General features: G+C 60.3%; 24 protein-coding genes. 10 read left to right on the top strand and 14 right to left on the bottom strand.

Annotated elements, in window-relative coordinates:
* Positions 1-57: 57 nt before the first annotated feature.
* From QLG10_RS27955 to QLG10_RS27970, 4 genes are all read right to left on the bottom strand, one after another.
* Positions 58-1125, bottom strand: a complete 1068-nt coding sequence (locus tag QLG10_RS27955) for a phosphotransferase family protein (protein ID WP_110752050.1) — start codon at positions 1123-1125, stop codon at positions 58-60.
* Positions 1126-1268: 143 nt separating this feature from the next.
* Positions 1269-2237: a 2-hydroxyacid dehydrogenase gene (locus tag QLG10_RS27960; RefSeq protein ID WP_110752052.1), complete on the bottom strand. Its 969-nt coding sequence runs from the start codon at positions 2235-2237 to the stop codon at positions 1269-1271.
* A 160-nt stretch (positions 2238-2397) separates the two neighbouring features.
* Positions 2398-2994 (bottom strand): TetR/AcrR family transcriptional regulator, encoded by a 597-nt coding sequence (locus QLG10_RS27965; protein WP_110752054.1) that lies wholly within the window; start codon positions 2992-2994, stop codon positions 2398-2400.
* 29 nt (positions 2995-3023) lie between these two features.
* Positions 3024-3407, bottom strand: coding sequence for a tautomerase family protein (locus QLG10_RS27970; protein WP_282488379.1), 384 nt, complete (start codon positions 3405-3407; stop codon positions 3024-3026).
* 263 nt (positions 3408-3670) lie between these two features.
* Here QLG10_RS27970 and QLG10_RS27975 point away from each other — a divergent pair, with 263 nt between their 5' ends.
* Positions 3671-4951, top strand: a complete 1281-nt coding sequence (locus QLG10_RS27975; RefSeq protein WP_282488380.1) for a serine/threonine transporter — start codon at positions 3671-3673, stop codon at positions 4949-4951.
* A 116-nt stretch (positions 4952-5067) separates the two neighbouring features.
* Here the strand turns inward: QLG10_RS27975 and acnB are convergent, their stop codons facing one another.
* Positions 5068-7668: a bifunctional aconitate hydratase 2/2-methylisocitrate dehydratase gene (gene acnB, locus QLG10_RS27980; RefSeq protein WP_110752059.1), complete on the bottom strand. Its 2601-nt coding sequence runs from the start codon at positions 7666-7668 to the stop codon at positions 5068-5070.
* Positions 7669-8076: 408 nt separating this feature from the next.
* Here acnB and QLG10_RS27985 point away from each other — a divergent pair, with 408 nt between their 5' ends.
* Positions 8077-8547: a DUF1289 domain-containing protein gene (locus tag QLG10_RS27985; protein ID WP_110752061.1), complete on the top strand. Its 471-nt coding sequence runs from the start codon at positions 8077-8079 to the stop codon at positions 8545-8547.
* Positions 8548-8666: 119 nt separating this feature from the next.
* Here the strand turns inward: QLG10_RS27985 and QLG10_RS27990 are convergent, their stop codons facing one another.
* Entirely contained in the window at positions 8667-9530 is an 864-nt protein-coding gene (locus tag QLG10_RS27990) for a universal stress protein (protein WP_032831959.1), read from the bottom strand.
* Positions 9531-9698: 168 nt separating this feature from the next.
* On the opposite strand from QLG10_RS27990, the gene miaE reads away from it, so the two are divergent.
* Entirely contained in the window at positions 9699-10307 is a 609-nt protein-coding gene (gene miaE / locus QLG10_RS27995) for a tRNA isopentenyl-2-thiomethyl-A-37 hydroxylase MiaE (protein ID WP_008063957.1), read from the top strand.
* 19 nt (positions 10308-10326) lie between these two features.
* Here the strand turns inward: miaE and QLG10_RS28000 are convergent, their stop codons facing one another.
* Positions 10327-10815, bottom strand: a complete 489-nt coding sequence (locus tag QLG10_RS28000; RefSeq protein WP_020796317.1) for a GFA family protein — start codon at positions 10813-10815, stop codon at positions 10327-10329.
* A gap of 217 nt (positions 10816-11032) precedes the next feature.
* Here QLG10_RS28000 and QLG10_RS28005 point away from each other — a divergent pair, with 217 nt between their 5' ends.
* From QLG10_RS28005 to QLG10_RS28015, 3 genes are all read left to right on the top strand, one after another.
* Positions 11033-11917, top strand: a complete 885-nt coding sequence (locus tag QLG10_RS28005) for a LysR substrate-binding domain-containing protein (protein ID WP_033045618.1) — start codon at positions 11033-11035, stop codon at positions 11915-11917.
* Between the two features lie 100 nt (positions 11918-12017).
* On the top strand, positions 12018-13142 hold the full coding sequence (aguA, locus tag QLG10_RS28010) for an agmatine deiminase (RefSeq protein WP_110752063.1): 1125 nt from the start codon (positions 12018-12020) through the stop codon (positions 13140-13142).
* 2 nt (positions 13143-13144) lie between these two features.
* On the top strand, positions 13145-14242 hold the full coding sequence (locus tag QLG10_RS28015) for an extracellular solute-binding protein (protein ID WP_282488381.1): 1098 nt from the start codon (positions 13145-13147) through the stop codon (positions 14240-14242).
* A gap of 108 nt (positions 14243-14350) precedes the next feature.
* Here QLG10_RS28015 and QLG10_RS28020 read toward each other — a convergent pair whose 3' ends face one another.
* The 5 genes from QLG10_RS28020 to QLG10_RS28040 all read right to left on the bottom strand — a co-directional run bounded on the left by QLG10_RS28020 (position 14351) and on the right by QLG10_RS28040 (position 18754).
* Positions 14351-14968 carry a DNA-3-methyladenine glycosylase gene (locus QLG10_RS28020; RefSeq protein ID WP_188264792.1) on the bottom strand — a complete coding sequence of 206 codons (618 nt, stop codon included), beginning with the start codon at positions 14966-14968 and terminating at the stop codon, positions 14351-14353.
* Positions 14969-15006: 38 nt separating this feature from the next.
* Positions 15007-16089, bottom strand: a complete 1083-nt coding sequence (locus QLG10_RS28025; RefSeq protein ID WP_248677751.1) for a methylated-DNA--[protein]-cysteine S-methyltransferase — start codon at positions 16087-16089, stop codon at positions 15007-15009.
* Positions 16090-16153: 64 nt separating this feature from the next.
* Positions 16154-17116 (bottom strand): Dyp-type peroxidase, encoded by a 963-nt coding sequence (locus QLG10_RS28030; protein WP_177411653.1) that lies wholly within the window; start codon positions 17114-17116, stop codon positions 16154-16156.
* 30 nt (positions 17117-17146) lie between these two features.
* Positions 17147-17767 (bottom strand): LysE family translocator, encoded by a 621-nt coding sequence (locus QLG10_RS28035; protein WP_110752073.1) that lies wholly within the window; start codon positions 17765-17767, stop codon positions 17147-17149.
* Between the two features lie 90 nt (positions 17768-17857).
* Entirely contained in the window at positions 17858-18754 is an 897-nt protein-coding gene (locus tag QLG10_RS28040; protein ID WP_110752075.1) for a DMT family transporter, read from the bottom strand.
* A gap of 88 nt (positions 18755-18842) precedes the next feature.
* On the opposite strand from QLG10_RS28040, the gene QLG10_RS28045 reads away from it, so the two are divergent.
* Together QLG10_RS28045 and QLG10_RS28050 are read left to right on the top strand one after the other, a co-directional pair.
* A complete protein-coding gene (locus QLG10_RS28045; protein ID WP_110752076.1) occupies positions 18843-20174 on the top strand; it encodes a PLP-dependent aminotransferase family protein in 1332 nt (443 codons plus the stop codon).
* A gap of 90 nt (positions 20175-20264) precedes the next feature.
* Entirely contained in the window at positions 20265-20852 is a 588-nt protein-coding gene (locus tag QLG10_RS28050; protein ID WP_110752078.1) for a LysE family translocator, read from the top strand.
* Position 20853: 1 nt separating this feature from the next.
* Here QLG10_RS28050 and QLG10_RS28055 read toward each other — a convergent pair whose 3' ends face one another.
* Complete coding sequence (locus QLG10_RS28055; RefSeq protein WP_282488382.1) at positions 20854-21687, bottom strand: AraC family transcriptional regulator; 834 nt, start codon at positions 21685-21687, stop codon at positions 20854-20856.
* Between the two features lie 33 nt (positions 21688-21720).
* On the bottom strand, positions 21721-22224 hold the full coding sequence (locus tag QLG10_RS28060) for a VOC family protein (protein WP_110752082.1): 504 nt from the start codon (positions 22222-22224) through the stop codon (positions 21721-21723).
* 264 nt (positions 22225-22488) lie between these two features.
* Between QLG10_RS28060 and QLG10_RS28065 the strand changes: the two genes are divergently transcribed.
* Entirely contained in the window at positions 22489-22737 is a 249-nt protein-coding gene (locus QLG10_RS28065; RefSeq protein WP_110752084.1) for a transmembrane sensor/regulator PpyR, read from the top strand.
* Positions 22737-23891 carry an NnrS family protein gene (locus tag QLG10_RS28070; protein ID WP_282488383.1) on the top strand — a complete coding sequence of 385 codons (1155 nt, stop codon included), beginning with the start codon at positions 22737-22739 and terminating at the stop codon, positions 23889-23891. The genes QLG10_RS28065 and QLG10_RS28070 overlap by 1 nt, the downstream gene beginning before the upstream one ends.
* The last annotated feature ends 352 nt before the right edge of the window (positions 23892-24243 follow it).

The following is a 24243-nucleotide window of genomic DNA, read 5'->3' on the forward strand; positions in this document are numbered from 1 at the left end:
GGCGTACCTGAGGTCGCCTTCGCCGGCAAGCCGGGCTGCTACAAGTGGTGTGGGGTATCAGAGGCTGGATGTGTCGATGACCTGCAAGCTCATCTGCTCCAGCAGTTTGTTCATGTGAATGAACTGGGCGAAGCGTTTGTCCTGGGTCTGGCCATGGTAGAAGCGGTAGTAGATCTGCTGCACGATACCGGCCAGGCGGAACAGGCCGTAGGTGTAGTAGAAATCGAAATTGTCGATTTCGATGCCTGAACGCTGGGCGTAATAGTCGACGAATTCGCGACGGGTCAGCATCCCTGGTGCGTGGCTGGGCTGACGGCGCATCAACTGTACCGGCGCCGGATCACCGGCTTCGATCCAGTAGGCGAGGGTGTTGCCCAGGTCCATCAACGGGTCGCCCAGGGTGGTCAGTTCCCAGTCGAGCACGCCGATGATCTGCATCGGGTTGTTCGGGTCGAGGATGACGTTGTCGAAGCGGTAATCGTTGTGCACGATGCTGGAGGTCGGATGATCGGCCGGCATCTTGTCATTGAGCCAGGCTTTCACTGCTTCCCACTGCGGCGCATCGGGGGTCAGCGCTTTCTCGTAACGATCGCTCCAGCCTTTGATCTGCCGCGCCACGTAGCCTTCGGGCTTGCCGAGGTCGCCCAGGCCATAGGCGTTGTAGTCGACACGGTGCAGTTCGACGAACTTGTCGATGAAGCTCTTGCACAGCGCTTCGGTCTTTGCCGAGTCCAGCCCCAGTTCCGGCGGCAGTTCGGAGCGCAGGATGATGCCGTTGACCCGCTCCATCACATAGAACTCGGCGCCGATCACCGCTTCGTCAGTACAGTGCACGTAGGCCTTCGGGCAATACGGAAAGCCATCGCGCAGTTGATTGAGGATGCGGAATTCGCGCCCCATGTCATGGGCGGACTTGGCTTTGTGACCGAAGGGCGGGCGACGCAGGACAAACTCCTGTTCGGGGTACTCCAGCAAATAGGTGAGGTTGGACGCACCGCCCGGGAACTGGCTGATCCGTGGCAGGCCGCTCAAGCCCGGAATATGGGCCTTGAGATAGGGATCGATCAGGCTGGCATCGAGTTCTTCGCCGGCGCGGGTGCGGGTGGATTGGTCAGTAAGCGTCATGCTTATCCCTTCTGCTTATTCTGGAGGCCTGAAACTATTGGCTAATCTAATGCGCGCACCCGGCACCCACAACCTCGAACAGCCCTTATAGGTGAGCGTGTTGCCGGGCAATCATTGCTTTTGATACACCTGTTTGAATTGCTTTACTGGACGGCTTGGGTAACCACACCCTGGGGCAATTCGATGGGGGTGAGCACGGGCTGGCCGGAAAAATACGCCACGAGGTTGCGCCCCACCAGTTCCACGGTGCCTTGGGTGGCCTCCGGGGAAAGCCCGGCCACATGCGGGCTGAGGATGACGTTCGCCAGGGACTTGAGGGCATCAGGCACCTTGGGCTCGGCATCGAAGACATCCAGCGCGGCACCGGCGATCCGTCGCTGCTCAAGTGCGGTAATCAGGTCGGCTGTGACCACTACGCTGGCGCGGGCGATATTGACGAAAAATCCGTTCGGCCCCAGGGCCTCGAGCACCTGCCGATTGATCAGGTGCTTGGTGCCCAGCCCTCCCGGGGTGGCGGCGATCAAAAAGTCCGAGGCACGGGCCAGTTCGGTGGGTGTCGAGCAGAACTTGTAGGGCACATCGCTGCGGTGCTGGCGGTTGTGGTAACTCACCGTCATGTCGAAGCCCGCGGCGGCACGTTTGGCGATGGCCATGCCGACCGCGCCGAGGCCCAGAATGCCCAAGCGCTTGCCGGCCAGGGAAGGGCGCATGATTTTTGGCCATTCACCCCGACGTACCGCGGCATCGCAGCGGGGGATATCGCGCACCAGCGACAGCAGCAATGACATGGCATGGTCTGCCACCGAGGAGGCGTTGACCCCGGCGCCATTGGTGACGGTGATGCCCCGGTCGGCGGCGGCTTGCAGGTCGACCTGTTCGTATCCGGCGCCAATCACGCAGATGATCTTGAGGTTGGGCAGGGCGGCGATTTCATCGGCGTAGAGACCGAGAGGGCCCCGGGTCAGGACGGCGTCGATCTGGCCGCTGTGTCGGGTGATGGCCTCGGCGCGCTCGGCGGGCGTGGGCGCCAGGATCAGGTGAAAGCCCTGATGTTCGAGAATGGGCAAGTAATCATTGATGGTTTCAACCAGTACCAGAACGGTTGCAGGCATGCTTTGCTCCTGTGGGCAGCGGGCAGTCGGGCGCGAACGTCGGTCGAGAGTGCTGGTTGCGAACCATTTTGGCAATCTCACTGGCGTCGCTCTCAGTGTAGGAGCTGGCGAAGCTTGCGATCTTTTTAAGGCAGCGAATATTTTTGATGACACCGAATATTCAATCCGGGGCAGGGGGCTCTGTCAGAAAACTCTGGGCTGCCTCGAGGATTTCCTCCGACAGGGCGTCGCCCCGGGTGGCCCGCGCCAGTGTCAGCGCGCCGACCATCAGTGAGTACTGCACCAGCGCCTGCTGCCGGTTTTCGGCGGCATCGTCCGAATCCATCAGTTCGCCCAGGGCATCGAGCAGTCGGTTCAGGCCGGCCATGAACGGCTCGCGCAGGCTGCTGTCGGCGTGCTCGTGGCACATGTCGCCGGCAAAGGCCACCACCGGGCAGCTTTCACCGGGGTTATCGCGGCTGTAGACCGACAGGTAAGGCTTGATCAGTGCCTGGCGCGCCGCCGCCTTGTCGTCGCCCTGGGTGATTCGTTCGCGCCATCGCGTACCCACTTCTTTGAATGCCCGCTCGCTGGCCTCCCTGGCCAGCGCTTCCTTGGACTGGAAGTGACCATAGAAACCGCCATGGGTCAGCCCCGCCGCCGCCATCACGTCGACGACGCTGATCCCATGCAGGCCACGTTCACGAAACAACCGTGTGGCGGCCTCGACGATGATTTCACGGTTGAGGTCGGCTTGTTTGCGGGAAACGCGGGGCATGGGCGGCTCACAGGGCAATAAGTTGGCGATCAGAGTGCGTATTGGGCAATGCCATTGCCGAACGACCAGTTCTCTTTCTTCACTTCCACCAGATTAATGAAAACATCCTCCAGGCGCACGGCCAGTTGCGTGTTGAGGCTTTCGACGATGGTTTTGTAGAGCAGCTTTTTCTGCTCCAGGGTTCGGCCTTCGCTCAGGGTGATCTGGATCACCACCAGGTTCTCGGTGCGCTGGATACCCAGGTACTGGGGATCGAAGATGAAATGCTGTTCGTCGTGCTCGGCGAGGATCTGGAAGTTATCGTTTTCCGGCACGCCAATCGCGCTGCGCAAGGCAGCGTAGATCAGTTGTCCGACGCGTTTGGCGTAGGTGGGGTCCTGCTGTTTCTTGAGGTCGACGCGAACCAGGGGCATGGGATGACTCCAGAGGGTTGACAGGTTCTTTAAAAATACATGATGAATAACCTTTATCAAGCGCACATCGTCGTCTGGCATTGATTGCGAGTCCTTGCAGGGGGCAAAGGTGCAACCTGGTACCACCGTTCCTCACCTAAGTCTTTGCTTCTGTTCACTAATCCTCCAGAATCGCGCCCCTGTTTCGGCCAGGCGCTGCCTGTCGGGTATTCCGACGCGTCCTGGCCGGGTGGCAAGTGACCGGAATGTGGAGATCCCACCGGATGAATGATCAGGCCAATAGCGTTAACGAACGCTTTGTAGCAGCGACACCCGCAACCCTTACGAGCTGGAATCGCCAGGACACCACCTGGATGCTGGGCTTGTTTGGTACGGCGATTGGCGCGGGAACCCTGTTTTTACCGATCAATGCGGGCCTGGGCGGGTTCTGGCCGCTGCTGGTCCTGGCATTGCTGGCGTTCCCGATGACGTTCTACGCACACCGAGGCCTGACCCGCTTTGTGCTGTCTGGCCGCGAAGGCGCGGACATCACCGAAGTGGTGGAAGAGCATTTCGGGCTCAAGGCCGGTGCGTTGATCACCTTGCTGTACTTCTTCGCGATCTTCCCGATCCTGTTGATCTACAGCGTGGCCCTGACCAACACAGTGGGCAGCTTCCTGGAACATCAACTGCACATCATGCCGCCACCGCGCGCGGTCCTGTCGTTCGTGCTGATCCTCGGCCTGCTGGCCGTGGTGCGCTGCGGCGAGCAGGTAATCGTCAAGGCCATGAGCCTGATGGTCTACCCGTTCATCGTCGCGCTGCTGTTCCTGGCGGTGTTCCTGATTCCACACTGGAACGGCGGCATCCTGACCACGGCCAGCACGCTGCCTGAGCCCTCGGCGTTGCTGCGCACCTTGTGGCTGGCGATTCCGGTAATGGTGTTCTCGTTCAACCATTCGCCGATCATCTCGGCATTCGCCGTGGACCAGAAGCGCCGATACGGCGAGCACGCCGAAGAACGCAGCTCGCAGATCCTGTCCCGGGCCCACGCGTTGATGGTGGTGATGGTGCTGTTCTTCGTGTTCAGCTGCGTGTTGACCCTGTCGCCGGCACAACTGGCCGAGGCAAAAGTACAGAACCTGTCGATCCTGTCGTACCTGGCCAACCACTTCAGCAATCCGACCATTGCCTTCGCGGCACCGTTGATTGCCTTCGTGGCCATCTCCAAGTCGTTCCTGGGGCACTACATCGGCGCCAGCGAGGGCCTCAAGGGCCTGATCGTCAAGAGCGGCAAACGTCCGGCAGCCAAGACCCTGGACCGCATCGTCGCGGCGTTCATGTTGGTGGTGTGCTGGATCGTCGCCACGGTGAACCCGAGCATCCTCGGCATGATCGAAACCCTGGGCGGTCCGGTGATCGCGGCCATCCTGTTCCTGATGCCGATGTACGCCATTCGCAAGATACCGGCGATGGCGCGTTATCGTGGCCAGGCGTCGAACGTGTTTGTAGTGGCGGTAGGGCTGGTGGCGATCTCGGCGTTGATCTATTCGCTGAGTGCCTGATCCCCACCCTGATCGTTCCCACGCAGAGCGTGGGAACGATCAGCGCGGTGTTCCTGAAGGCATAAAAAAACGCCGCTCATCTCACGATGGGCGGCGTTTTTCATTGCTTTGAAACGTTAGGCTTGAACGACCGGGATGTTGGCGTTCGCAGCAGCTTCACGGAACTCGGCAATCTGGTCGAAGGACAGGTAGCGGTAGACATCGGCCGCCATGCTGTCGATCTTGCCAGCGTATTCCATGTACTCCTCGACGGTCGGCAGGCGACCCAGGATGGAAGCCACGGACGCCAGTTCAGCCGAAGCCAGGTAGACGTTCGCGCCGTCACCCAGACGGTTCGGGAAGTTACGGGTCGAAGTCGACACGACAGTCGAGTTCGGCTCTACACGTGCCTGGTTACCCATGCACAGCGAGCAGCCTGGCATTTCCATGCGGGCGCCAGCCTTGCCGTAGATGCCGTAGTAGCCTTCTTCGGTCAGTTGGTGAGCGTCCATCTTGGTCGGCGGCGACAGCCACAGACGGGTTGGCAGCTGACCCTTGACCTGTTCCAGCAACTTGCCGGCAGCGCGGAAGTGACCGATGTTGGTCATGCACGAACCGATGAACACTTCGTCGATCTTCTCGCCAGCAACGCTGGAGAGCAGGCGAGCGTCGTCCGGGTCGTTCGGCGCGCAGAGCACAGGCTCCTTGATGTCGGCCAGGTCGATCTCGATGATCTCGGCGTATTCAGCGTCTTTGTCCGCTTGCAGCAGCTCAGGGTTGGCCAGCCAGGCTTCCATCGCTTGAGCGCGACGTTCCAGAGTGCGTGCATCGCCGTAGCCTTCGCCGATCATCCAGCGCAGCAGGGTGATGTTGGACTGCAGGTATTCGGCAATCGACTCTTTGGACAGCTGGATGGTGCAACCGGCAGCCGAACGTTCGGCCGAGGCGTCAGACAGTTCGAACGCTTGCTCTACGGTCAGCTTAGGCAGGCCTTCGATCTCCAGGATGCGGCCGGAGAAGGCGTTCTTCTTGCCTTTCTTCTCTACGGTCAGCAGGCCTTTCTGGATCGCGTAGTAAGGAATGGCGTGAACCAGGTCACGCAGGGTGACGCCTGGCTGCAGTTCGCCCTTGAAGCGAACCAGGATCGACTCAGGCATGTCCAGCGGCATGACGCCGGTGGCCGCGGCGAACGCTACCAGGCCGGAACCGGCCGGGAACGAGATGCCGATCGGGAAGCGGGTGTGCGAGTCACCACCGGTGCCGACGGTGTCTGGCAGCAGCATGCGGTTCAGCCACGAGTGGATGATGCCGTCGCCCGGACGCAGGGAAACGCCGCCGCGGGTCATGATGAAGTCAGGCAGGGTGTGGTGGGTGGTCACGTCGATTGGCTTGGGGTAAGCCGCGGTGTGGCAGAAGGACTGCATCACCAGGTCGGTCGAGAAGCCCAGGCACGCCAGGTCTTTCAGTTCGTCACGGGTCATTGGACCGGTGGTGTCCTGGGAACCCACGGTGGTCATCTTCGGTTCGCAGTAGGTGCCCGGGCGAACGCCGGTCACGCCGCAAGCCCTGCCGACCATTTTCTGCGCCAGGGTGAAGCCCTTGGTGCTTTCAGCTGGCGCTTCAGGCTTCTTGAACAGCGTCGAAGGTGGCAGACCCAGCTCGCTACGAGCCTTCTCGGTCAGGCCACGGCCGATGATCAGCGGGATACGGCCGCCGGCGCGCACTTCGTCCAACAGGACCGGAGTCTTCATTTCGAAGGTGGTCAGGACTTCGTCGGTGCCGTGCTTGCAGACTTTGCCAGCATGCGGGTACAGGTCGATCACGTCGCCCATGTGCATGTTGGATACGTCGAATTCGATTGGCAGTGCGCCAGCATCTTCCATGGTGTTGTAGAAGATCGGAGCGATCTTGCTGCCGAAGCAGAAACCGCCGGCACGCTTGTTCGGCACGTAGGGAACGTCGTCGCCGAAGAACCACAGCACCGAGTTGGTGGCCGATTTACGCGAAGAACCGGTACCGACCACGTCGCCAACGTAGGCGATCGGGAAGCCGGCGTTGCGCATTTCTTCGATCTGCTTCATCGGGCCGGTGACGCCTTGTGCGTCAGGCACGATGCCGTCGCGAGCCATTTTCAGCATGGCCAGGGCGTGCAGCGGGATGTCCGGGCGGGACCAGGCATCAGGTGCAGGGGACAGGTCGTCGGTGTTGGTCTCGCCAGTTACCTTGAACACACGCAGGCTGATCTTGTCGGCCAGCACAGGGCGTTTCACGAACCACTCGCCGTCAGCCCAGGATTGCAGCACGCCCTTGGCGTGTACGTTACCGTTCTTGGCTTTTTCAGCGACGTCGTGGAAGGCATCGAACATCAGCAGGGTGTGCTTGAGTTCTTCGGCCGCTACTGGTGCCAGCTCGGCGTCGTCCAGCAGGTTGACCAGGGTCACGATGTTGTAGCCACCCTGCATGGTGCCGAGCAGTTCAACAGCGCGCTTCTTGTCGATCAGGGGGGATTTGGCTTCGCCTTTGGCGATGGCGGACAGGAAGCCGGCCTTGACATAGGCTGCTTCGTCCACTCCAGGCGGAACGCGATTGGTGATCAGGTCAACGAGAAATGCTTCTTCGCCAGCCGGGGGGTTCTTCAGCAGCTCGACCAGGCCTGCAGTTTGTTCGGCGTTAAGCGGCTGGGGAACGATACCCAGTGCTGCACGCTCTTCGATATGTTTGCGGTAGGCTTCAAGCACAGTTATTACCCTCATCAGTGGTCCCAAATGGGTGTCCGGGACGCTCATCCCGAAATTGCCGTACTCATGCGCTGCGTGGCGTTGTGAGCCACTTAGCCAGAATTACCGACAATTCCTTACAGAAGCTGCTTTCAAAGTTTTACGCCTGCAGAACGGGAGCTGATGAGGGTTGGCGTTGGGCTTTTCCCCGCTGGAAAAACCCCTCGCCAACACCGCTCTGAAGGAACGACTGTGCTCGTGACGCTTTGAAAACAGCTTCTAACGGACATTGGCGCCTAAAAAGGCAGGCTGATTCTACGGCAAAAAAAAATTAAAGGTAAGTTGGCACCTGAAACTTTGAGGGGTGATCAATGTTAGACAAAGGGCTAACATGCCGTCCTGTTTTGCTTTTTCGCGTTTTGCCTACCTATGCCCAATCAGACCATCAAGACCCCCTGCGTCGGCCTTTGCTCCACTGTTTACGGTGATTTGGTGTGCCGTGGCTGCAAGCGCTTCCACCATGAAGTGATTCACTGGAACGGCTACAACGAGGAAGAAAAGCGCGCAGTGTGGCTGCGTCTCGAGCAGTTGTTGTCCCAGGTGATGGCCGCCAAGGTGGAGATTTTCGATCCGGCGTTGCTGCGAACGCAGCTGGAACAGCGCAAGATCCGCTTTGTGCCGCATCAGTCCGAGTATTGCTGGGCTTACCAGTTGATCGCCCGGGGCGCGCGGGTCATCAACAACCTGCAAGCCTACGGGATGGTGTTGTTGCCGGAGTTTCGCGACTGGAACCTGCCGGAACTGCGCGACGCCATCGATCGGGAATTTTTCCTGCTGTCCGAGGCGCATTACCAGCGGTACATCGCGCCGGGGTTCCTCAAGGACGCGTTTGTCGGCTAGACCCTGAAAGCTTCGCGAGCAAGCCCGCTCCCACATTCAACCGCGTTCCTTCAGTTGATTTGCGGTTGAGTGTGGGAGCGGGCTTGCTCGCGAAGACGGCCTGACAGGCGCTACGAATCTCAATGCTTGACCGCCAACTCCTCCAGGTGATCCTCGACTTCCTGTGGCTTGAGCACCAGCACATCGCTCTCTACCGCATCGAGCACCACTTCCGCCGTATTGCCGATCAACGTCCCCGATAAACCGCTGCGCGCCACGGTGCCGATCACTGTCACGGCCGCCTGCAGCTTGTGCACCATGAACGGAATCAACACATCCGCCGGGCCCTCGGCAATGTGCAGGTGTTCGTTGTCGATGTCGAACTCGGCCTGGAACGCCTTGCATTGTTCGCGATAGCGCGCCTCGATGGTTTCGCTCAGCTGCAACGTTGGGTCGGCTGCCGACAGCATGGGCGACGGATGAGCACTGATCACATGCAGATGCGCCTTGGCCAGGCTGGCGATGTCGTAGCCGTAATCGATGATGGTGTTGTGCAGATGACGGTGTTCACTTTCCATATTGCCAACGTCGACGGCCGCCAGGATCACCTTGTCCTTCCACGAACCGGCGGTTTTCACCAGCAGCACCGGGGTAGGGCAGTGGCGCAGCAGTTTCCAGTCCACTGGGGTCAGCAGGGCTTTTTTCAGCGAGCTGTCAGGGAAATGCTGCTTGATGACCAGCCCGCAGCCTTCGGCCTGCTGCACGTCGACGATGGTTTCGTGCAGGCTTTCATTCCAGGCCTGCTCGGTCGTGACGCTGTACCCGTCTTGCAGCAGGGCAGCCTTGAGCACGCCCAGCATGGCGCTGTGATCGTGCTTGCGGTCACACACCAGCAAATGCAGGTGCGCCTGGGTTACACCGGCGATCAGTTTGGCTCGTTTGAGTGCCAGGCTTTCCGAATGCTCGGGGTCGATGACCACCAGGATGCTGCGAATGGCTTGCATGATCGGGATCTCCTGAAAATGAAAAAGCATGGCGTTGCACAACTATAGTTGCTGCGCGGCAATCGGTGACTTGATGCATATCAACGGTGTGACTGGTGGTCTTCGGGCAGGCCGGTATAATCGGCGCCCTTCGTTTTATACCTTTTCTACCCTTTTTCCGTGAGCCCCATGATCCTTCCCGAAATTCACGAGTTCCTCGGCTGCCGAACCCCGGATGGCTGGGTTCAGGCCGCTTTGGCCGATCAGGACACCTTGCTGATCGACCACAAGAATTGCGAGTTCAAGGCGGCCAGCACGGCGCTTAGCCTGATTGCCAAGTACCACTCCCACGTCGACCTGATCAACATGATGTCGCGTCTGGCCCGGGAAGAGTTGGTGCACCATGAGCAGGTCATGCGCCTGATGAAAAAACGCAAGATCGGGTTGCGCCAGCTGTCTGCCGGGCGCTACGCCTCGGGACTGCGCAAGGTGGTACGCAGTCACGAACCGGTGAAGCTGGTGGATACGCTGGTGGTCGGTGCGTTCATCGAGGCCCGCAGCTGTGAGCGTTTCGAGGCGTTGGTACCGCACCTGGACGAGGAGCTGGGCAAGTTCTACTTCGGTCTGCTCAAAAGCGAGGCCCGGCACTTCCAGGGCTACCTGAAACTGGCGTACCAGTACGGGGACGCCAAGGACATCGCCCAGGTGATAGACAAGGTGCGGGCCGCCGAGCAGGAACTGATCGAATCGCCGGATGTGGAGTTTCGCTTCCACAGTGGCGTGCCAGTGGCGGCGTAAAAATCAACAAATCGCGGGCTTAACGGCTCAAGCCCAGGCGCTCATGCCACTCGGCGATCGATTCTTCGGGATAACCCTCGAACTGTTTATCGCCAGGCTTCACCTCGACCTCCACCCAGGAGGCCTTGGAGTCCAGCAACAAATGTGTGTGTTGCGGCGCCACGGGCAGCGGCGTGTCGATCGCGGAGGCGAATGGGTGGATCAATTCCGGCCATTCAGGGCTGAATAGCCACAAGCCCGAGCCGCACAGCGAGCAGAAATGCCGCTCGGCACTGCTGCGGTGGGCGCGCTGCTCGCCTTCTCCCTTGAGCAGCGCATGGTAGATCGCGATGTTCTTGCGCCCGCGCACCTTGAGGCTATGGGCGTCACCGGCAATATTGATCGCATAACCGCCACCGCCCTGGGTCTTGCGACAGATCGAGCAGTAGCAGCGTTGATAGGGGTAGGGATGGGCGCTGGTGAGGCTGAACGACACCGCGCCGCAATGGCATGAGCCTTCGAGTTGCATGGGGGGTCTCCAGTGGCAAAGTTGTTCGGTTCAGCCTAGAAGATTTGCTGCGCGATTTCCGACGCCTTCGCGAGCAGGCTCGCTCCCACAATGATCTGCAAAGCCCACAAAACCTTTGTGGGAGCGAGCCTGCTCGCGAAGAACGATAACGCGGTCCCACTGGACGCATACCTTTCAGCGGGTCAGCATGGGCGCCTCGAAACCCGGACCCGACCCGATGCGCCGATTACCCTCCCTCGCAGCCCTCAGAACCTTCGAATGCGCCGCCCGTCACGCTCATTTTGGCCGGGCGGCGGCGGAGTTGTGCGTGACTGACAGCGCCGTCAGTCATCAGATCCGCCAGTTGGAAGAACAGCTTGGCGTGTCGCTGTTCGTGCGCGAAGGCCGGCAGATTCGTCCGACCGTCGCCGCCGGGCGCCTGATGCAAAGCTTGCAGCAGGCTTTTGAATTGATCGGTGATGCCTGCGATGAGCTTCGCGACCCTTCGTCCCTGGCGGTGTTGCGCCTGGCGGTCACCGCCGAGCTGGCCCAGAAGTGGCTGATGAGTCGCCTTTCGGATTTCTATGCGCGTTATCCGCACATCACCTTGCACCTCTACGAGCAGCCGATCGACGCCACGGCGCCGGGAGAAGACATCGACCTGGCGATTACCTACGGCACTGGCCCGGTGGACAGCAGTGCGTATTTCGTCCGGCCATTGCCGGCGCTGCAGTTTTTTCCGGTGTGCAGTCCTGGTCTATTCAACCAGGGAACCCTGAAAACCCCCAGGGACCTGGCCCGTCATTGCTTGCTGCATGACGATCAGGACGGCAAGACCTGGACCGCCTGGCTCACCAGCCATGCCGGCGACCAGCGCCCCGAACGCCAACTGTATTTCGCCCATGCCGGGTTGGCCCTGGAAGCCGCGGCCCAGGGGCAGGGCGTCGCGATGGGCGATAACCTGACGGCACAGGAAGATTTGCTCAGCGGTCGCCTGGTCCGGCCATTTACCTCAAGCATGACGGCATTGGGGCAATACGCACTGGTGTGCGAGCGGGTTCGCCTGGAGCGGCCTGCCGTGGCGCAGATGCTCGAATGGTTCAACGATCAACTGGTCGATTGATGAGTTGGATTCAAGTGTTCCGAAATAATCATCGTTGGCGAGGAGTAGGCACACGACCTTAGCCTGTGGTCATTCCAATCCCCGCTGATGAGGTTTGCCCATGGCACGTTTGCTCGACTCCACCCCCAAACTCGACGGTTTCCGTTTGCCCGGTGAATTCGAAACCAAGTCCGGCTGCTGGCTCGGCTGGCCTGAACGCACCGACGTCTGGCGCAATGGCGCCAAGCCTGCGCAGAAAGTCTGGGTACAGATCGTCACCGCCATCTCCCAGAGCGAGCCGGTTACCGTCTGCGCCTCGGCCGCGCAATTCGCCACCGCTCGCCGCCAGTTGCCGCCGCAAGTCCGCGTAGTGGAAATGACCTGCAACGACACCTGGTTCCGCGACAGCGGTCCGTGCTTCGTGGTCAACGACCAGAGCGGTGAAGTGCGCGGCGTGGATTTCGAGTTCAACGCCTACGGCGGCCTCGACGGCGGCTTGTACTACCCGTGGGACAAGGACGATCAGATCGCCAGCAAAATCCTCGAAATCGAACGCTTCGACCGCTATCGGGCACCGTTGATTGCAGAGCTGGGCGGTATCCAGAGCGACGGCCAGGGTAGCCTCCTCACCACCGAGCAATGCCTGCTCAACCGGAACCGCAATCAGCATCTGGGCAAGGACGAAGTCACTCGCCGCTTGACCGATTACCTGGGCGCCGAGCAAGTCATCTGGTTGCCACGGGGTTGCAAGTTTGACGAAACCGACGGCCACGTCGACGATCTGGCGTGCTTCGTGCGCCCTGGTGAAGTGGTGTTGCAATGGACCGACAATCGCGCCGACCCGCAGTGGGAAATCTACCAGGAGGCCTACGATATCCTGCGCAGTACCCGCGACAGCCGTGGTCGCGAGCTGATTGTGCACAAGCTGCCACAACCGGATGTACTGGAGTGGACGGCCGAGGAGGCCGAGGGCCTGGATCAACAGGACAGCACGCATGCTCGCCGGGCTGGCACGAAAATCTGCGCGTCCTATATCAATTACTACGCCGGTAACACCTCGATCGTGGTGCCGCTGTTTGGCGACCGCAATGATCAGGTCGCGTTGGCGACCCTGGCCGAACTGTTCCCGCGGCACAAGATCGTCGGCATCGAAAACTCCCGGGAAATTCTCCTCGGCGGCGGCAATGTCGCGTGCATTACCATGCCGCAGTACGCCGGTACTGCCTGCAACAAACAGGGCGTTTGATCATGGGCCTGCACAAACTGACCCAAGCGTTACTGCTGGTGCTTGCACCCCTGTGTGTGCAGGCCGCCGACACCGCCAAGCCGGTGGTGAACCTTTACATCTGGGGCGAGTACCTGGCCCCGGACACCTTGACCAACTTCGAGAAGAAAACCGGTATCCATGTGGTCGCCGATCACTTCGATTCCCTGGAAACCGTCGAGACCAAATTACTCACGGGCCGTAGCGGTTACGACCTGGTGCTGACGGCGGGGCAGCATCTGTCGCGAGCCATCCGGAGTGGTGCGATCCAGACCGTGGACAAACAGCAGATACCGCACTTTGCCGGTGTCGGCGAGGAGTTCCGTCAGCACATGGCCGTGTTCGATCCGGGTAACCGTTACGCCGGGATCTACGCTTGGGGCACCACTGGCGTGGGTTATCAGGAGGAGGCGGTCAAGCAGCGCCTGCCCGATGCACCGACGGACAGCTGGGCAATGCTGTTCGACCCGGCGATGGTTTCGAAATTCGCTGATTGCGGGGTCAGCCTGCTCAATGATCCGAATGAAGTGTTCGCGGCGGTCATGAAGTACCTGGGCCTGGACATCAACCGCCAGAACCTCGATGACCTGAAACTGGCCGAACAGCAGCTGGCGAAGATTCGCCCCTACATTCGCTACTTCGACAACGACCTGAACATCAGCGACCTGGCCAACGGCAATACCTGCGTGGCGATGTCGTGGAACGGTAACGTGGCCATTGCGGCGGGCCAGGCAGAGGCGGCGGGAAAGCCGTTTTCATTGAAGTACCGGATACCGAAAGAGGGCACGCTGATCTGGTTCGATGCCATGGTCATTCCCAAGGACGCGCCGCATCCCGAGGCGGGGCTGGCATTGATGGATTACCTGATGACACCTGAAGTGATCGCGCCGATCACCGACACCATCCACTATGCCAATGCCATCACGGCGGCGGACAGCTTGATCGATCCGGCGATTCGCAATGATCCGGGGACTTATCCGTCGCAGGCGGTGCGAGCGTCGTTGTACAGCAAGAATGACAATGGCAAGGCGTTCAACCGGGCTTTGATTCGGGCGTTCAGCCGGTTGAAATCGGGGTTGTGATCGACTGACGCCTTTGCGAGCAAGCCCGCTCCCACAATTATCCGAGTTCCATCAGAAGAACGCGGTAAATGTGGGAGCGGGCTTGCCCGCGAAGAACGATCACGCCGTTTAACGGCTGGGCACACGCCACAAATACCACGCTGCCACCGTCCGATACGGGCTCCAGGCCAAACCGATCTCGATCATCTGCTTGCGCGTCGGTTGCATCTGGAGCCCCTTGAGCCGTCGATAACCCTCGCGTACGCCAAAGTCATCGGCCGGCAAGATGTCCGGCCGCTCCAGGCTGTAGATCAATAGCATCTCGACCGTCCAGCGTCCCACGCCGCGCAGGGTTACCAGGCGTTCGATCAGTGCTTCATCGTCCATGGCCAGCGCCGTGGCGTAATCCGGCACCACGCCGTCCAGTGCAGCCTGGGCGATGCCTTGAATGGTTGCGATCTTGCTGGCGGAAAAGCCGCAACTGCGCAGTCGCTCAAAATCAGTCGCGACAATCTGCTCCGGCTGTGGAAACGCCACCGATGGGTACAGCGCCAGCAACCGGCCGATAATTGCATCCCCGGCCTTGGCGTGCAGTTGCTGGTAGGCGATCGCCCGCACCAGTGACTCATAGGGATCGCGGGCTGTGTGAGGTTGATGCAGGCACGGGCCGACAGCGTCGATGTGGCGACGCCAGTCGTCATCAAGATTCGCCAGCCATTGGGTGGCCAGTGGGTAGGGGACAGGCATAAAGCATCCTTGGAGCGGCTGACGAACGCAGCCTGTGATCAAAAGGCCAGTTGCTCGGTCATCGGCACCGCCGCCTTTTCCAGCCTGAGCAGGAATGCCTTGCGCGGCTGGCCTCCAGCGTAACCGGTCAGCGAGCCGTCGGCGCCGATCACCCGATGGCAGGGTACGACAATCGAGAGGCGGTTATGACCGTTGGCCAGCCCCACGGCCCGACTGGCCCCGGGTTTGCCCAAGGTGGATGCGATCGCTCCGTAGGTGGTGGTCTGGCCATAGGGGATGTGTGCCAGTTCGGCCCATACCTGACGAGAAAATTCGCTACCGGGCATGTGCAGGGCAACGCTGAATTCAGTCCGGTTTCCGGCGAAATATTCGCTCAGTTGGTCTTCGATTTGCTGCAAATGCCCGTTATGCCCTGGCGCCACGACGTAACCAAAGCGGTTTTGCAGCGCTTGCACTTCCCGGCTCAGGCTGGGCTGGTCGAGGAACTCCAGTAGCACCAGCCCGCGACGTTCGGCCATGGCGATCATCGGCCCAAGCGGAGTGGTCAGGCGCGTGAACAGCAGCGGCTCACTGTTGGCGGCGCGGCCCGGCGTGATGTGGAACGACTTCTGGAATGCATCGCGAAAACCGCTGAGGGATTCGTAACCGGAGTCGTACGCGGCGCTGTCGATGGAGTGGCCCTGCTTGATCCCGCCCAAGGCCATGCCGAGGCGTCGGGTGCGCAGCCAGGCATGAAAGGTCATGCCCAGATGCTGCTTGAACCAGCGACGCAGTTTCAGCGGCTCGATGCCTTGGGCGATTAACTGGGCATCGGTCCAGCGCTGCTCGGGATCGGCGTCCACTGACTTGAGCAACTGCTGGACCCAGTGTGGCGCAATCGCCGCGGCGTCCATGGGTTTGCAGCGCAGGCAAGCGCGGTAGCCCGCCGCCAGGCATTCATCGGCGTGGGCGAAGAACTCGACATTTTCAGGTTTCGGGCTGCGCGCGGTGCAGCCGGGACGGCAGAAAATACCGGTCGTCTTGACCGCGGTAAAAAACACCCCCTCATAGGCGGTGTCTCGTTCGAGCATGGCGCGGACCATCTCGGCGTGGGGCGGCAGTAGCGAGTTTTGTAGGTTCATGGGGTGAGCTTAAATGGCGGGGCAGAACCCCTCCACCGGAAAATCGACAGGGAATTGCCCGCGTTCACCGGCAGGTGCCCAAGGGCGCGCGATCCGCCAGTTCTTCCAGAAGATCTGCGGAGGGAGCGAAAAACAGGCCACCGGTGACTGCGGTGCTGAAATCCAGCAAGCGGTCGTAATTACCGGCGGGCTTGCCGACAAACATGTTCTCGAGCATCTGCTCCAGAGGTTCGGGCGAGCGCGCATAGCCGATGAAGTAGGTGCCGAATTCGCCAGCGCCTGGCCGGCCAAAGGGCATGTTGTCGCGCAGGATCTTTACTTCTTCGCCGTCCTTGGTGATGGTCGTCAGGGCACTGTGCGAATTGCTCGGCTTGACCGAGTCATCGAGTTCAATATCGGATAACTTCGTTCGCCCGATAATCCGCTCCTGCGCCTCGACGGATAACGCGTTCCAGGCATCCATCTTGTGCAGGTACTTCTGCACCAGCACATAGCTGCCTGCGCTGAAAGACGGGTCTTCATCGCCCACCATCGTGAAGCTTTCAGCCTTGCGGCCGACGGGGTTTTCGGTGCCATCGACAAAGCCGATGATGCTGCGCATGTCGAAATAGCGGAAGCCCTGGACTTCATCGACCACCGACACCGCATTGCCCAGCGCTGAGAGCAATTGCGTCGCCAGTTCAAAGCAGAGGTCCATCTGCTCAGCCCGAATGTGCAGCAACAGATCGCCAGGGGTGGAGATGGCGCGTCGTTCCTCGGGTCCGAATTCACGGAAGTTGTGCAGCGAGGCGGGGCGCGGGTGGCCAAACAAGGTGTCCCACGCCGCGGAGCCAAAGCCACAGATGCACGACAGATTTCCGGAGGGCACGCGTTTGCCTACCGAGCGTGTGAGGGCTGCGATGTCTGCGCACCAGCCTCGCACTTTGCTGGCGGCGTCACTGCCGGGAACCAGGGTTGCCACGATAAAAATCGCGCTGCGGGTAATGGGGCTGGAGATGGACTGTGCGTCCGGCGTTGATTGATCCATCGGCAGGTGTCCCCATGAGCGGTAGTTTGGTCAGGCCCGACGCGCCATTAGCAACACTGTAGCCGCCGCCGACAACAATCCTGCACAGCAGCGATTGAACACCCGCTTGCCCGAAGGTTTGGCAAACCAGCGGCGCATGTGCAGGCCCATGTAAGCGTAGGCGCCGATAGCGATCCATTCCAGCATCAGGAACAACGCGCCCAACAGCGCAAATTGCGGTGCGATGGCATGGGTCGAGTCGACGAATTGCGGCAGGAACGCGGTGAAGATCAGGATTGCCTTCGGGTTACCGGCCGCCACCAGGAACTCTTGCCGAGCCAACGCCAGCATCCCCATCGGCGGGGCGCTCACCGCGGTTTCCGCGCCGGGTTGGGCACGCCACAATTGCCAGGCGAGATAAAACAGGTACGCGGCACCGAGAATCTTGATTGCGTAGAACAACAATTCCGAGGTTTGCAGCACCACCGCCAGACCGGCCGAGGCGAGGGCGATCATGCCGGCGAAAGCGAGCAGGCGACCCATGCCCGCCAGGCATGCGGTGCGGTAGCCGTAGCGGGTCGAATTGCTGACCGACAGCAGGTTGTTCGGGCCTGGCGCCATGTTCAGGGCGAAGCAGGCCGGAAGGAAGAGGGTGAGGGTGGTGAGGTCCATGGTCGGCTCCAGCAGCAGAAGCCGTATTTTTATCACAGTTGCCCAGGGACTTGACCCGTACAGTCAGGGGCGCAGGCAGCGTACCAGTGGCTAGCGCGCGAACTTTTTCGCACCTGCCACACACAGGATCACCGCCACGGTTACGCCCAGCATGGACAGGCTGACGTGTTCATGCAGTAACGTGGCGGCCAGTGCCAGGCCGAAAAAGGGCTGCAACAATTGCAGTTGCCCGACGACGGCGATTCCCCCTTGCGCAAGCCCGCGATACCAGAACACGAAGCCTATCAGCATGCTGAACAGCGACACGTACCCCAGGCTGAACCAGGCCGGTGTACTGATGCTGGCGAACGAGTCGGGCAACTGCCACATGGTCAATGCAGCCATGGCTGGCAACGCAAGCACCAACGCCCAGGAAATCACCTGCCAGCCGCCGAGTGTGCGCGATAGCTTTGCACCTTCGGCATAACCCAGGCCGCAGGCCAGGATTGCTAACAACATCAGGATGTCACCCAGGGGTGAGGCCGTCAGGCCCTGGGCTACGGCGAACCCGACCACCAGCAGGCTGCCCAGCACCGAGAAGACCCAGAACACCGGCCGCGGGCGTTCGCCTGCGCGCAAGACGCCGAACAACGCAGTTGCCAGCGGCAGCAGGCCGACAAACACGATGGAGTGTGCGGATGTGATGTATTGCAGCGCCAGCGCAGTCAGTAGTGGAAACCCCACCACCACGCCCAATGCCACGATGGTCAGGGGCACAAGCTGATGTCGGCCGGGGCGTTTTTCCCTGAACAGCAACAGCAGGCACAGCGCCAGAATTGCGGCGAGGGTAGCGCGGGCTACCGTGAGGAAAACCGGATCGAATTCGAGTACCGCCACCCGCGTCGCGGGCAGCGAGCCGCTGAAGATCACCACGCCAATCAGGCCGTTGAGCCAGCCGCTGGCATTTTTTCGCAGCGTCGGGTTTTGCAGGTTAGACGTCCGTTCCATGTGGCTCACGCTCATTGTTTGATTGCACGAAACCATCCTATGGCTGAGTATCGATACAATCAAAAAATTGTCATGGATACATTTGCACATGCCTCGATCCCGCTACAAAACGCTGGTTGACGCCTTTGCCGTGGACATCCGCTCGGGGCATTTGCCTCCGGGTACACGCTTGCCGACCCATCGGCAACTGGCCACTGAACAGGGTTTGGCGCTGGTCACCGCGAGCCGGGTGTACGCCGAGCTTGAGAGCATGGGCCTGGTCAGCGGTGAAACCGGACGCGGGACTTTTGTCCGGGAGACTTCACTGCCGCCGGGCCAGGGGATTTCGCAATCGGTGGTCGCGGCGGGGATGATCGACCTCAACTTCAACTATCCGTCTTTGCCAGGTCAGGCTGACCTGTTGCGCAACGCCCTGCGGCAGCTCGCGTTGTCCGGTGACCTGGAGTCCCTCCTGCGTTATCAGCCTCACGCCGGGCGTCTGCATGAACGGGCTGCGTTCGCCCGACATCTGGGCGAACGTGGCCTGAACGTGCCAGCCGAACAGGTGCTCATCGTCAGTGGCGCCCAGCACGGCCTGGCAGTGGTATTGATGAGCCTGCTCAAGCCTGGCGATGTGATTGTTGCGGATGCCTTGACCTATCCGGGCTTCAAGACGCTGGCGCAAACGCTGCATCTCGAAGTCCTGCCCATTCCCGTGACCGACAACGGACCTGATCTGCCGGCCCTGGATAAACTTTGCCGCACTCGATCGGTGCGAGCCGTGTATTCGATGCCGACCCTGCACAATCCACTGGGTTGGGTAATGGACGCCGATCAGCGCCAGCATCTGGTAGCTATCGCACGCCGGTATGACCTGACGATCATTGAGGATGCGGCCTACGCTTTCCTGGCCGAAAACGCACCGCCACCGCTGGCTGAAATGGCACCGGAAAGAACCGTGTATGTCAGTGGCTTATCCAAGAATGTCGCCACCGGCTTGCGCGTCGGTTTTATCGCCGCGCCAGCGCCATGGGTTGCCGGGTTTGAACGCACCATCATGGCGACCACCTGGAACACCCCCGGGGTGATGACCGCCATTGCCACGGCCTGGCTCGAGGACGGCACTGTCAGCCGGCTCGAGGCGCAAAAACGCGCGGACGCACAGGCGCGCCAAGCCTTGGCTCGTGAAGTGCTGACGGGACTGCGGAGCATCAGCCATCCGTCCTCGTATTTCATCTGGTTGCCCTTGGCCGAAGACGCCAGGGCCGATCAGATTGCCATGGCGCTGATGCGCGAGCAGGTGTCTGTGTCGCCCGCCGAACCCTTTGCGATTACCCAGCATGTTCCGCACGCGATACGCCTGGCGCTGGGCTCGGTGGACATGGACGCGCTACGCCAGGCATTGGTGACGGTGAAGAGGGTGGTCGGCTATTACTCATGACGGGCACATCCTTGGGCAGTTTTGTTCAATACGCGCACCATCAGGCATCTCTATCTTCATGCCTGGTTCAATTGACTGAGCAGGTGTGCGATGAGTTTGATCATGTCCATGGCGGCGTTTGCATTGGCCGCTTCAATAACGCCGGGACCGGTGAATATCGTGGCGCTGGGTTCGGGCGCGCGCTTCGGTTTTCGCGCCAGTCAGCGGCATGTGGCCGGAGCGACGCTGGGGTTTGTGCTGCTGCTGGTCTTGATGGGGTTGGGTTTGCACGAGCTACTGCAATGGTGGCCGGCAATGACACAAGTGGTGCAATGGGCCGGGGTAGCGTTCCTGTTGTACATGGCGTTCAAACTGGCCGCCGACAACGGTCAGTTGGAGGCCAAGGACAGTGGCCGCGCGCCGTCGATGCTCTATGGCGCCGTCATGCAATGGCTCAACCCGAAGGCCTGGCTGGCCTGTGTGGCCGGCATGGGCGCGTTCGTCGCCGATGGCGAGGCCCACCTGGTGTGGCAGTTCGCTGCGGTGTACCTGGTGATTTGCTACCTGTCGGTCGGATGCTGGGCCTACGCCGGGACGTTCTTGCGTGGCTACTTGAACAACCCGGCGGGCATGCGCATGTTCAATCGGTTAATGGCGTTGTTGTTGGCGGTGAGTGCGGTGTATCTGTTGTTGCCTTGATTTAACCGCGATACTGCCCTGGCGTTGCTGCCAGATGCTGCTTGAACGCCCGCTGGAAATGCGCCTGGTCGGCAAAGCCTGCTTGCAGCGCCACATCGGCGATCTGCTCGCCGTTGCGCAGTTGATCCTGGGCAAACTGGATACGCCGGTTGACCAGGAAGGCGTGGGGCGTCATGCCGTAATGCTGCTTGAACGCGCGGATCAGGTAGGAGGGCGACAACTGCGCCGCTTCGCAGATATCTTCGAGCTTGAGCATTTGCGTGCAGTGCTCGCGGATAAAGTCGGCGGCGCGTTCGAGCTTGAAATTGGGCTCGTGCAGCGGCTGTTCGGCCGGGTTCAGGCGTAGTTGCACCTCGGTGAAAAATTCCACGGCCGCGCTGTGTTTACCCAACACGTCTTGCTGTGTATCGACCAGCACCTGGTACAACGCCTGCAAGCCAGCGAACAAAGCACGGTCGGCGGTGTGGGTGACCGCGAACCGGCGCAACGCCAGATCGTTGCCGAACCCGAGTTGATGCTGCAAATCGGTGAGCCACGGGGTGTCGACATACAGCATCAGGTACGACCAGGGCTGGTCATCGATCGGATTGCAGGCATGGACATCACCGGGGTTCATCAGCACGACGGTCCCGGCGCAGACCTCGAAGTTCGATTGCTCATGGACATAGGTACTACGCCCGGCGGTGATCGCACCGATGGAAAAGTGCTCGTGGGCATGCCGGGTGTAACAGACCTCGCGTCCGTCGGCGATGGAGCGGGCTTCGATGAAGGGCAGGGCATCATCGCGCCAAAAGCGCGGCGCCTTGTCGGCGTCCCTGGTCTTTGCGGGCTTCATGATCAATCCTTGGCAGATCAGCGCAAGAGTGTATTAGCTCTCGCCGTCAAAGGCTCGTTTCAGTTCGGCGATATCGAGTTTTTTCATGTGCATCATGGCCAGCATCGCGCGCTGGGATTTTACCGTGTCGGGATCCTTGATCATCTCCATCATCGCGACCGGCACGATCTGCCAGGACACGCCGAATTTGTCCTTGAGCCAGCCGCATTGCTGTGCTTCGACCGGCCCACCGGCAGACAGGCGTCCCCAGAAGTGGTCGACTTCCTCCTGGGTCTGGCAATTGACCTGAAACGAGATCGCTTCGTTGAAAGTGAAGTTCGGGCCACCGTTGAGACCGGTGAAGGTTTGCCCGTCGAGTTCGAAGCTGACCGTCATGACCGAACCGACTTCCCGGCCGTGGAACTCTTTTCCGGCCTCGCCGTAGTGAGTGATGGCGGTGATTTTCGAATGATCGAAGATCGCACAGTAGAACTTGGCGGCCTCTTCGGCCTGACCATCGAACCACAGGCAAGGGGTGAGTTTTTGCACATGTAGCATGGCGGGTCTCCTTGGCAGGTTTTTGCAGGCTGGATTATCAGCGTAGCTAGCCTGGGGCGGTCTGGCCGTGCCGTAGATCGCCGAGTGTGTAAGGATTTCCTACAGATTGTTGTCAATATGACTGCGTCATGAGTCATGCTGACTATGTCTGGAGAGAGTCGTTATGACACGTACGTTCTCAAGGTCCTGATTTTCATACGTTAATTGGATGGCACGCGACTTGATACGTCCAACGTACAACTGAACTGCTACAGGAGTACGGAAATGTTCCATGTCTTCAGCAATGCTCAGAATGTCCTGAACCTATCCAGCCGTGTGTTGGGCGTTGGCCTGGCGATGTTATTGGCAGGTATCTACGGTGCTTATCTCCATGCCGGCCATCTGTCGATTGTTGCACTGGTTTCGTTGCATGCCATGACCATCGTCGGACCGACCCTGCTGAAAATCGGCTACGTCATGCGCCTGCTGGCCCAACACCGGTTGAGCAAACCTCAGTTCGTGGCGCTGGCCTGATGGGTAAACTGTCCGCTGCTCCCGTCTTCAGCCTTGGTTTTAGACCGTTTTTTCTCGCGGGTGCCGCGTTTGCCGCAATGGCGGTGGCGATCTGGGCCCTGTGGCTGTACGGGCGTTTGCCCGATGCGCAACCGGTAGGAGGCATGCTCGGCTGGCATCGGCACGAGATGCCGTTCGGGTTCGCCATGGCGATCATTGCCGGTTTTCTGCTGACGGCGGTGCCGAACTGGACCGGTCGCCCCGGGCTCAGCGGTTGGCCACTGATCGGTCTGGTGCTGATCTGGTTGCTGGGGCGACTGGCCTGGTTGCTGCCGATTTCTCCTGCAGGTTTGTTGCTTTCGCAACTGCCTTTCTTGCCATTGTTAGCCTGGGTGCTGGGCCGAGACCTGGTGGCAGCTGGCAAGCGTGAGAACTATCCGATTCTGCTGCTGATTACGTTGCTGGCCGGTTGTCAGCTCATGACACTGTGGGGGCTCTGGACTGATGACACAGGTTTGCAGCGGCGTGGTGTATTAGCGGCCTTATGGTTGGTCGGCGCGCTGATGAGCGTGATTGGCGGGCGGGTGATTCCGTTCTTCATTCAACGCGGCTTGAACCGTCCGGCAACGCCTGCAGCCCATCCATTACCCACCAAGGTGCTGCTGGTGAGCGGATTGCTGGCCGCGGTGACGTTTGCCATCGGTTTGAATGACGTGCCCAGGTTTTGGCTGGCGGCGTTGTTTTTATTGATGGGCATTCTGCATCTGGTGCGCCTGTGGCGTTGGCATGACCGCGGTATGTGGCGTGTGCCGTTGTTGTGGTCGCTGTACCTGTCTTACGCCTGGCTGGTGGTGGCGGTATTTGCCATGGCGCTGTGGCATCTCGGGCTGATGCCGCAACAGAGCCTGGCCACGCATTCGTTGGCGGTGGGCGGTATCGGCGGATTGATTCTGGCGATGATTGCGCGGGTTAGCCTGGGGCATACAGGGCGGCCGTTGCTACCTTCGAAGGCAATCGTAGCGGGGTTTGCCCTGGTGCTGCTGGCGGCTTTGTCACGGGTATTGCTGGTGCCGTTCTCCGGGTGGGGATTGGGGGTGTCGGCGTTGCTTTGGTGTGCGGCGTTTGGGCTGTTTCTGTGGCGTTACACAGGTATTTTGTCCAGCCCGAGGGCGTAGGCGCCAGGCTTGCTGGCGAAGGCGTCCTGGCAGACGATAATTGTCTTTCAGGTGTACATATCCGTTGCTGCGGTAACGACCACCTAGGGTTTCGCTTTTACTGTAGGAGCCAGGCTTGCCGGTGAAGACGTCCTGGCGGCCAATGGGGATTTGTGACTGAGTACATATCCATTGCTGCGGTAACGATCACTTATGGTTTCGCTTTTACTGTAGGAGCAGGCTTGCCGGCGAAGGCGTCCTGACGGCCAATGGGGAATTTTGACTGAGTACATATCCATTTCTGCGGTAACGACCACTTATGGTTTCGCTCTTACAGCGAGTCACTTGGAAAAGCCCCAAGTAACCAAGGGCT

Origin of the sequence: Pseudomonas sp. V98_8 (assembly GCF_029967975.1) — a bacterium.
Taxonomy (GTDB): domain Bacteria; phylum Pseudomonadota; class Gammaproteobacteria; order Pseudomonadales; family Pseudomonadaceae; genus Aquipseudomonas; species Aquipseudomonas umsongensis.